General features: G+C 67.3%; 6 protein-coding genes and 1 pseudogene. 1 reads left to right on the plus strand and 6 read right to left on the minus strand.

The features are described from left to right. The 5 genes and pseudogenes from GJ629_RS14125 to GJ629_RS14145 all read right to left on the minus strand — a co-directional run. Nucleotides 1–881 (minus strand): PKD domain-containing protein (locus tag GJ629_RS14125; RefSeq protein WP_157513608.1); only part of this gene is annotated, 881 nt, incomplete at its 3' end. A 151-nt stretch (nt 882–1032) separates the two neighbouring features. After that, nucleotides 1033–1419, minus strand: a complete 387-nt coding sequence (locus GJ629_RS14130) for a Zn-ribbon domain-containing OB-fold protein (protein WP_157513609.1) — start codon at nt 1417–1419, stop codon at nt 1033–1035. Continuing rightward, complete coding sequence (locus tag GJ629_RS14135; RefSeq protein ID WP_157513610.1) at nt 1416–2582, minus strand: thiolase domain-containing protein; 1167 nt, start codon at nt 2580–2582, stop codon at nt 1416–1418. Before GJ629_RS14135 ends, GJ629_RS14130 begins: the two co-directional genes overlap by 4 nt. Further along, complete coding sequence (locus GJ629_RS14140; RefSeq protein ID WP_157513611.1) at nt 2582–3328, minus strand: beta-ketoacyl-ACP reductase; 747 nt, start codon at nt 3326–3328, stop codon at nt 2582–2584. The genes GJ629_RS14135 and GJ629_RS14140 overlap by 1 nt, the downstream gene beginning before the upstream one ends. A gap of 131 nt (nt 3329–3459) precedes the next feature. Further along, a pseudogene (locus tag GJ629_RS14145) lies at nt 3460–4589 on the minus strand (polymer-forming cytoskeletal protein). A 123-nt stretch (nt 4590–4712) separates the two neighbouring features. Here GJ629_RS14145 and GJ629_RS14150 point away from each other — a divergent pair. Next, nucleotides 4713–4910, plus strand: a complete 198-nt coding sequence (locus GJ629_RS14150; protein WP_157513612.1) for a DUF5800 family protein — start codon at nt 4713–4715, stop codon at nt 4908–4910. A gap of 4 nt (nt 4911–4914) precedes the next feature. Here GJ629_RS14150 and GJ629_RS17675 read toward each other — a convergent pair whose 3' ends face one another. Next, nucleotides 4915–5043 carry a hypothetical protein gene (locus GJ629_RS17675; protein ID WP_255475241.1) on the minus strand — a complete coding sequence of 43 codons (129 nt, stop codon included), beginning with the start codon at nt 5041–5043 and terminating at the stop codon, nt 4915–4917. Between the last annotated feature and the right edge of the window lie 90 nt (nt 5044–5133).

Consider the following 5133-nt stretch of genomic DNA (forward strand, 5'->3'; position numbering starts at 1 on the left):
GTGTCGGTCGCGCCGTCGTCGTCGGTCACGGTCAGTTCGAACCGGTAGGTCCCCGGTTGTTGGAAGGCGTGCTGTATCGTCGGTCCGGTGGCGTACTGCGTCCCGAACGCCGTCTCGTAGGCCCACTCGTAGTCGACCACGTCGCCGTCCCTGTCGACCGAGAGCGTCCCGTCGACGGTGACCGGCTCGTACTGGACCGGGTCGTCGGTCTGGACCGCACACGCCGCTCCCGGCGTCCTATTTCCGACCCACAACTCCTCGGTCAGGCTCCGTTCGGCCCCGCCGTCGTCGACGACGGTCAGCCTCACGGTGACGGTGCCGTCGTCCTCCCACGTCACTGTCGTCGTCTCACCGCTGGCAGTCTCCGTCCCGCCGTCGCTCCCGGTTAGCTCCCACTCGTAGTCGACGATACGCCCGTCCGGGTCGTTGGCGGTCGACGCGTCCAGCGTGACCGGCTGCCCGGCCTCGACGTCCGACGGGTCCGTCTCGAACGCTGGCGTCGGCGGTTCGTTGAACACCTCGACGTAGCGCTGTGTCGTGTCGGAGCGGCCGTCGCCGTCGGTGACTGTCAGCGTGACCTGATACAGTCCCGGGTCGCGCCACGTCTGAAAGACCTCTCGGCCACTCGCGGGTCGGGCCCGCCCGTCGACCTCCCACTCGTAGCGCGTTATCGGCGTCCCGCTCCCTTGGGACGGTGTCGCGTCGAGCGTCGCCGACTCGCCCGGGTCCGGGCGCTCCGGGTCGAGGACGAACGCCGCCGTCGGTCCGTCCGCCGCGTTGGTCGTCGTCGCCACTCCCCCGGCAGCGACGAGTGTAGCTGTCCCCCTGATCAGTGCCCGCCGCCCCAGTGTGGCGGGCTGTTCGGTCCCGTCGTCCCCCATTACGACTACTGGCCACTATGCCACTAGTCCACTAAATAGGTTGGTGAACGCCTGTCCCTCCAGAGGAGGGTTCATACTGTTTCTCGTAGCTGTGTACCGGTTCGACCGCCCGGTGGGCGGTCGATACCGAGAGGACCTACAAGAAACAGTATCAGGCGAGGTCGAAGGTGATCAGCGGTCGCTCGGTCGTCTCGGACTCGCCGAGGCCGAGTTCGACCGGCATCCCGATGTCGACCTCGTCGGCGTCGGCCTGCACGCGGCCGGTCAGGCGCACGTCGCCGAACTCGGCGATGCCCAGCACGAACGGCACGTCCTCGTTGAAGTCCGGCGTCGGGACGTGGGTGACGTTGTAGGTCAGCAACTCGCCGTCGGTGGGGATGTCGACCTCCGAGAGGTCGTCGTCGCCACACTCGGGGCAGCGACGCCGCGGCGGCATCGAGGTGTGCCCGTTCGAACACTCGATGGCGTACGGTTCGCCGTCGCCGATGGCGGCCAGTGCCTGATCGTACCCGTCGTTTTGGATCTCGTCGTCGCTCATTCTGCCACCTCCAGGACGTGGACCACGGCGGACGCGACCGTCCCACCCGCGTTGTGGGTCAGGCCGACCGACGCGTCCTCGACCGCGTCGCTGTTGACGTGGTCGCCGCGGAACAGTTTCGTCATCTCGGTTATCTGTGCGACGCCGGTCGCGCCGACCGGGTGGCCCTTTGCCTTCAGTCCGCCCGAGAGGTTCACCGGCAACTCGCCGTCTGCGGCCGTCTCGCCCTCACGGGCGGCGGTGATGCCCTCACCTTCCTCGTAGAAGCCGAGCCCTTCGAGGGCGAGGACTTCGGCGATAGTGAAGCAGTCGTGGACCTCCGCGAAGTCGACGTCGGCGGACTCGATGCCGGCGTCCTCGTAGGCCTCGTCGGCGGCGTGTTCGGTCGCGGGCGTGTACACCAGCGAGTCGCGTTCGGCCAGCGCGAGGTTGTCCGTCCCCTGCCCGGTCCCCGTGATGGCGACGCCGGCGTCGAGGTCGTGTTCCGCGGCGTACTCCTCGCTGACGAGGACCGCGGCGGCCGCGCCGTCGGTGATGGGTGAGGAGTCGAACAGCCCCATCGGGAGCGCCACGGGCGGGGCCTCCAGCACCTTCTCGATAGAGATTTCGGACTGGTACTGGGCCAGCGGGTTGTTCGCGGCGTTTTCGTGGTTCTTGACCGCGACGTGGGCGAGGTCCTCGCGGTCGCCGCCGTGGACCTCGAAGTATCGCTGGGCCATCAGCGCGTACGCGCCGGGGAAGGTGATCCCCTGTCGGATCTCCCAGAGGTCGTCGGCGGCCACGGAGAGGCCGCCGGTCGCGCCGGTGGTGCCCATGTTGTGCATCCGCTCGACGCCGCCGACGACGACGAGGTCGGCCTCGCCGTTGCGTACGTCGCGGACGCCCTGCCGGACGGCCATCCCGCCCGAGGCACAGGCGCTCTCGACGCGTGTCGCGGGCACGTCCAGACCGAGCGCCTTGGCCATCAGCGGCCCCATGTGACCTTGGTTCTCCGAGAGTTCCCCCATGAAGTTCCCTAGGTACAGTGCGTCTACGTCCTCACGGTCGATGCCGGCGTCGTCGATAGCCGTCGACCCCGCCTCGGCGAAGAGGTCGCGGCCGGTGCGCTCGGGCGTCTTCCCGAACTTCGTCATACCGACGCCGGCGATGTGTGCAGGTGACATTATAGGTGTTTGCCTCCGTTAACAGAGAGGGTCTGCCCGGTGATATAAGTTGAGTCGTCGCCGGCGAGGAACCGGACCGCGTCGGCTATCTCTTCTGCCTCGCCGAACCGATCAAGCGGGATGTCGGCCACGATCTTCTCCCGGACTTTCTCAGGCACGTCCGCGAGCATATCAGTCTCGATGAATCCCGGCGCGACGCAGTTCGCCGTCGCACCGCTCCGGGCGAGTTCCCGCGCGATGGTCTTGGTAAATCCGAACAGCCCGGACTTGGAGGCGGCGTAGTTGGCCTGCCCGAAGTTCCCCGCCTCGCCGACGATGGAGGCCATGTTGATGAACCGGCCCGCGTCGGAGCTTTTCACGTCGTCGTAGAAGGCGTCGGTGACGTTGTAGACGCCGGTGAGGTTCACGTCGACGACGGCGTCCCACTCCTCGCGGCCGATGCTCTCGAACTTCCCGTCCATCGTGATCCCCGCGTTGTTGACGACCACGTCGGCCGCCCCGAAGGCCTCGTGGGTCGTCTCGACCAACCGCTCTACGTCGTCCGGCTCGCTCACGTCGGCCTGCGCGGTGACGGCCGCCCCGTCGGTCTCGCTCTCGATGTAGTCGACGACCGACTCGGCCTGCTCCTCGGAGGAGCGGTAGTTGACGACGACGTCGGCCCCCTCACGGGCCAGCTCCTTTGCGATGGCTGCCCCGATCCCACGTGATGCGCCTGTCACGACGCACGTTCGTGCTGCAAGTGTCATAGATGCTGTAATAGTCCCGTTCTCTTGGGCGTGGCTTTATCTTTATGTTCGAATGACAGCGCCACCGATGAGAAACATTGTAAGCGGCTGAAATCGCCGGTTTCAGGGTATCGGCCTGCGGCCGACCACCCTCACTCCGCCGGTTCGGCGCGTTCGTCGTCCGCCGGGTCGGGGTCGTCCGTCTCCGGGTCTCCGTCACCCGACGGAGATGACTCGTCGGCGTCGACCGTCTCCACATCCCCCGCGTCTGCCGTTTCGGACCCCCCCTCTTGATCGGCCGTCTCCGCATCCCCCGCGTCGTCGCCATCGGTCGCCGCGCCGTCCGCCTCGGCATCTCCGTCCGCCGCCGCGGCCTCGCTCCCGTCGTCGGCGAGTTCGGCGGCCATCTCGGCCATCGCGGCCGCGTCTCGTCGGGCCGTTCCAGCACGCTGTCGGTGTGGAGTTCCAAGTTGCCGCTTGCCCGAATCGTCCCGTCGACGGTCGCGTTCTCGTGGAGACGGACGTTCGCGGCGGCGATGTCGCCCCATATCTTCACGCCCGGGCCGACGAACACGTCGCCGTCGCGGGTCGTCACGTCGCCTTTGATCTCGCTGCCGCGGCCGACGGTCAGGTCGCCCTTCCCGCGGAGGCTCCCGAAGACGAGGGTGTCCCGGCCGACCTCGACGGTCTCGGCGCGGACGTTGCCGTGGATGCGACAGTCGTCGCCCAGTGTCGCCGGCGTCGATACCCGCCAGGCGTCGTCGCCGACGGACGCGCCGCGGGGGACGATCAGCGGGTCCTCCTCGCCGTCGCCGTCGACCATCTCCTCGACGAGGCTCTCGGCGGCCTCCTCCTCGCCGATGCGCAACAGTTGCGAGAGGTAGACAAAGAGGAATACGATGGTCGGCATCGGGTTCCGGATGACGATCCAGCCGTTCGCCTCGAAGCCGTCCTCGATGTCGACGTCGTCGCCGATGTCGATGTCGCCGGCGACCTTCAGTTGCCCGCCGACGTGAACGCGTTCCCCGAGGTAGGCGTCCTCGCCGACGAGGACGTCCTCGGCCACGTCGCTCCACATATCCAGCCGGCAGTCGCCTTCGGCCTCGATGTGGCCGCCGAAACGGACGCGCTCGCCGGCGATGACGTTCCGACCCCGGACGCCGAACTCGACCGTCGACTGGCCGCCGACGAGCACGTCGCCCGACGTGACTAGGTCGTGCTCCTCGACGGTCGTCCCGTCGGGGATGGCGAGTTCGTCCAGTGGGTCGGACCGGAATAGCACACCATCACAACCGGTCGCAAGGCTATTAAACCCATAACCTGTGTCTGACGCGCGTCAGACGCTGTTCCGAGGCGGGCGCGCCGTGATAGAAGGTTTTTATCGGTCCACCCGTAGCTACGAGGTATGACCGTTCTCTCCTTCGACGAGACGGGCGTCGACGTCGTCTACGATGGCCACGAGTTCCGACTGGAGAAGACACTCATCGAGGAGGCCACCGAGAAGTCCTACCCCGACGTGACCGACCATGAGGTGCTCAAGCTAGTCGAACCGGACCCAGCGCTCTCGGGCCAACCACAGCGCATCGGCGCGATACTCGACTGACCCCTCACAGCGAGAACAGCAGGTAAGGGACGACGAACAGCGCGACGAACAGGACGCCGAGGACGAGCAGATACGCGGCGGCGGTCCCGGCCGCCGCCGTCCACGCCGGGTGGTCGACCGTATCGAGTGCCATACTCGCGGTTGGCCCGCCGGCGATATAAGCGTGGCTCAGAACTGGTAGCGCCGGTCGTCTGGGTCGTCCTGTGGCATCGTGTTCCCGCCG

The organism is Halapricum sp. CBA1109 (assembly GCF_009741825.1).
In the GTDB taxonomy this organism is placed as follows: Archaea; Halobacteriota; Halobacteria; order Halobacteriales; family Haloarculaceae; genus Halapricum.